Origin of the sequence: Gemmiger formicilis, assembly GCF_018784445.1 — a bacterium.
Lineage (GTDB): Bacteria > Bacillota > Clostridia > Oscillospirales > Ruminococcaceae > Gemmiger.
On record NZ_WQOH01000028.1, the window covers coordinates 1 to 384 of the forward strand.

Annotated in this window: 1 protein-coding gene; it reads left to right on the plus strand. The window is 56.5% G+C overall.

Going from position 1 to position 384, the window contains the following annotated elements:
• Nucleotides 1–297, plus strand: a 297-nt coding sequence (locus GPK89_RS09505; protein WP_252261614.1) for a thioredoxin family protein, incomplete at its 5' end; no start/stop codon positions are given.
• Nucleotides 298–384 lie beyond the last annotated feature (87 nt).

A 384-nucleotide genomic window follows, 5' to 3' on the forward strand; every position in this document is an offset into this window, starting at 1 on the left:
CAGTTTAAGCAGTTGATCCGGGAGGAAAAGCCTGTTTTGGTGGATTTCTGGGCGCCCTGGTGCAGCTATTGCCGGAGGATTGGCCCTGCGTATGAGAAGATTGGAGAGGAATACGCGGACAGCCTTGCCGTCGGCAAGATCAATATTGACGAGGAGCCGCAGTTGGCGGGGGCCGAGGGGATCAAGGTCATCCCAACTCTGGTGCTGTTCCGGAACGGAAAGGCCGTGGGTTCCATCACCGCGCCCGGCTCAAAGGCAGAGATCGACCGTTTCATTCAGGAAACCTTGGCGAAATAACGGAGGGTTCAGATATGAACAACAATCATGTTTATGATATGATTGTGGTGGGCGGCGGACCGGGCGGCTACACCGCCGCCCTGTACG